Genomic DNA, 3,359 nt, shown 5'->3' on the forward strand with positions numbered 1-3,359 from the left:
CAGGTGGCATGTTACTCAAGTCACAAGACGTAAGTTATTGTCAACTCGTACGTCAGTTCGGAAATACCTCGGAAATTGTTGATGGTGTCAACTATCAAGGCAATTTATTCGTGCGGGGCAATGCTTATCCTCAGCAGCAACGTCAGATTGCCATTACAGAGATGCGCCGCAGCTATCTCGATCCCGAACCAGCAATCGCTTGTTTGTTAGTCGAAGAGGGCGAAATTGTTACCATTTGGTACGAAGATCGGTACATTGTTAAAGTAGTCGAAGGTGCCAAAGATATCATTACTTATTTCTCGCTCGCTCAATTAGTGAATGAGATGCGATCGCCTACAGGGGTCAAGATCGAAAATCGAGCGCAAAGTTTTCGCCTGCCCTATCTCCGCTGTTTCATCGGTCGCGAAGCAGTAGATTGGATGTCAACGCGACTAGCAATTAGTCGTCCTCATGCTGTCTTGCTCGGGCAAAGACTACTTAACGATAATTGGCTCAAAAACTTGTCTAATAACAAGCCGTTTGAAGATGCCGATTTTTTCTATCAGTTTTGTATGGATAAGTAGGGTAGTTGAATTAATTGAGAATTGATAGTTGATAATTGACTCTGTGTAAATTCCTGCTGTAAAGATTGCGCTCGCGCAATCTAGAATCCATTGGCGATCGAGATTGCGGGGGAGATAGTGTAAAATAAACCCCAAGTAATTAATTCGTAGTAAAACGTGTTCGATCTAGTTAAATGGGGCATCCTACTCAAAGTGTTGCCGTGGGTAGGATTATTTGCGATCGCTAAGGCGGGAATGCACTGGTTGCATTGGGAACCGTGGGCATTTAGCGCACTCACGGGTTCTTTATTTAGTGCGGTAACATTTGTAATCGCATTAATTTTAAGTGGCACCCTCAGCGATTATCGGGCTTGCGAAGGGATGCCGTCGCAAATTGCCAATGCCCTCGAAAGTATCTACGATCTCGATCGGATTATTGCCACCAAATATCCAGATTATCAGCCACAACCGCTCCAACAAGCATTGGCACAGATCGGTCGATCGCTCCTCGATTGGCTGACAGCCGACAAAGAATTTGCCATTGTCGATGAGGCGATCGACAGGCTCAATCCCATCTTGGCAGCACTTTTAGTGATGGATAGCAACAATGCTGGTATCGTCACGTATCTTCATGCGGAGCAAGCCAAAATCCGGATGGTTTCCAGACAAATGCGCAACAATCGCGATACAGATTTTCTCGGTGCTGCTTACGTGCTGTTGTGGCTGTTTTTGGGCAGTTCGATCCTGGCTTTATTGTTAATCGGTGCCGAGCGATTTAGTGAAAATTTGACGGTTTCGACGCTGCTGTTTACTTTATTTGTGTATTTACTGTTTTTGGTTGAAGATTTGGATAATCCGTTTGAATACGACGGGAAATCTAGTGTCGATGTGGGTTTAGCTCCATTGGAAAAGGTATGCGCCAAACTGGGTGTGCCGATGGCATCGCGGTAACTAGATCGATCGCTACCAGATCGCCGGTTAATACTACCGTAAGAACAACCCATCGGGAACGATCGACCTCCCAGATAATGGGAATAGTTATCCGTGCCATCATTCCTTTAAAAGATCGTGCCACAACCATCAGAATCCGCACCGCAGCAGCCAGTACAGCTTGACAAAAATCGGCCTGAGGCTAAGTCTCCGATCGATGTGTGGACGGATCGGCTCGCGGGTGGCTGGCAAAACGCGACCGCCAAAGCGATGCAACTCTTGCCGGTCGATCGAGCCGCGCAGACAGTGAGTAAATGGTTTAGCGTCGATGAAATCCAAGTCGCCGAGATTCTGGCTAGTGTCCGCGCCCAATTACCCACCACTGAAGCGTTACTCATCGGCAAACCCCAAGCGGGGAAAAGTTCGATCGTCCGGGGATTGACCGGCGTATCTGCCGAAATTGTCGGTCAAGGTTTTCGCCCCCATACCCAATCGACAGCGCGGTATAACTATCCGTCGAGCGAATTGCCATTACTAGTATTTACCGATACCGTCGGCTTAGGTGATGTCGATCGCGATACAAATAGCCTGATTCAAGAACTGATCGGCGATCTGGAGACAGAAACCACCCGTCCGCGCATCATCATTCTGACGGTAAAAATCAATGATTTTGCGATCGATACACTCCGCCAGATCGCCAGCCAATTGCGCCAAAAATATCCCCACATTCCCTGTCTGCTAGCCGTCACTTGCCTGCACGAGGTTTATCCCGCCACCCAACCAGATCATCCTCAAGAACCGACTAGTATAGAGTCAGTCGAGCGAGCCTTTAAAGCACTCCAGCAGGCATTTACAGGGCTATTCGATCGGGCGGTGCTGATTGACTTTACTTTGCCAGAAGATGGCTACACGCCCGAATTTTATGGCTTAGAGACGATGCGAGATCTATTGGCAGATCTCCTCCCCGAAGCCGAATCTAGAGCGATGTCGCAATTACTCGATGTTGGTAAATCCCCACTCGATGGCAATTCCGGGGACAAATTAGGCAACATCTATCGCGATGTCGCCCGTCGCTATATCTTACCCTGCGCGATCGCAGCGGCAACTGTGGCAGCAATTCCCTTGCCCTTTGCCGATTTGCCCGTACTCACCGCCATTCAAGTCTCGATGGTGGGACTCATCGGCAAATTATACGGCCAAACCCTGACCCCTTCTCAAGCTGGCGGCGTCGTCAGCGCGATCGCGGGTGGGTTCGTCGCCCAATTAGTCGCCAGACAGTTAATTAAATTTATTCCTGGCTTTGGCAGCATTATTTCGGCTTCTTGGGCTGCAGCTTATACCGTCGCACTAGGTGAAGGTGCTTGTGTCTATTTTGGCGATCTGATGGGTGGCAAAAAGCCCGATCCGCAACAGATCCAAGCCGTGATGGCGGAAGCTTTTGCGACAGCCAAGGAGCGGTTTAAAGTTAGTTGAAGTCGATCGATTATTTTTCACTCGGCTTGGTATGTTCGCAGAAGATATCTAAACCAATCCTACTAATGTAGAGCGTTGCAAAGGTAGCAACACTCGGATCGAGTTGCAGGTGTGAAATCGCTACCAGGTGATGGACGATCCCAGTTAGCATCACCGCACTAGTGGGATTTTTAGTATATTCTTTGACCTTGCCGCGAAAGCCTTCATCGCGACAGAGTTCTCGTCGCAGTACGGTGAGGGTAGCTTCCCAAATCGACTGTGTGGGGTCGCTATAGGTGTTGCGCTCGGATGTTGCTAATCGATCGAATGCCGCTGCAAGATCGCCGTTGTTTTCGGCGATTAGAGTGAGAGCTGTTTGGGCTGGGGCATAGTCTTGGAGGAGTTGTTTCGCGGTGGCAATTTCGGCGGGGTTGA

General features: G+C 48.9%; 3 protein-coding genes and 1 pseudogene. 3 read left to right on the forward strand and 1 reads right to left on the reverse strand.

Annotated features, from left to right (window positions below; translation table 11 throughout):
- The 3 genes and pseudogenes from RMO84_RS02265 to RMO84_RS02275 all read left to right on the forward strand — a co-directional run.
- Positions 1 to 563 (forward strand): annotated as a pseudogene (locus RMO84_RS02265) (DEP domain-containing protein); the annotation flags it as partial.
- A 156-nt stretch (positions 564 to 719) separates the two neighbouring features.
- Positions 720 to 1,493, forward strand: coding sequence for a hypothetical protein (locus tag RMO84_RS02270; RefSeq protein ID WP_310486834.1), 774 nt, complete (start codon positions 720 to 722; stop codon positions 1,491 to 1,493).
- Positions 1,494 to 1,607: 114 nt separating this feature from the next.
- A complete protein-coding gene (locus tag RMO84_RS02275; RefSeq protein ID WP_396135746.1) occupies positions 1,608 to 2,945 on the forward strand; it encodes a YcjF family protein in 1,338 nt (445 codons plus the stop codon).
- A gap of 10 nt (positions 2,946 to 2,955) precedes the next feature.
- Here RMO84_RS02275 and RMO84_RS02280 read toward each other — a convergent pair.
- Positions 2,956 to 3,359, reverse strand: a 404-nt coding sequence (locus RMO84_RS02280; protein ID WP_310486836.1) for a hypothetical protein, incomplete at its 5' end; no start/stop codon positions are given.

This window comes from Chamaesiphon sp. VAR_69_metabat_338 (genome assembly GCF_031423935.1).
Lineage (GTDB): Bacteria > Cyanobacteriota > Cyanobacteriia > Cyanobacteriales > Chamaesiphonaceae > Chamaesiphon.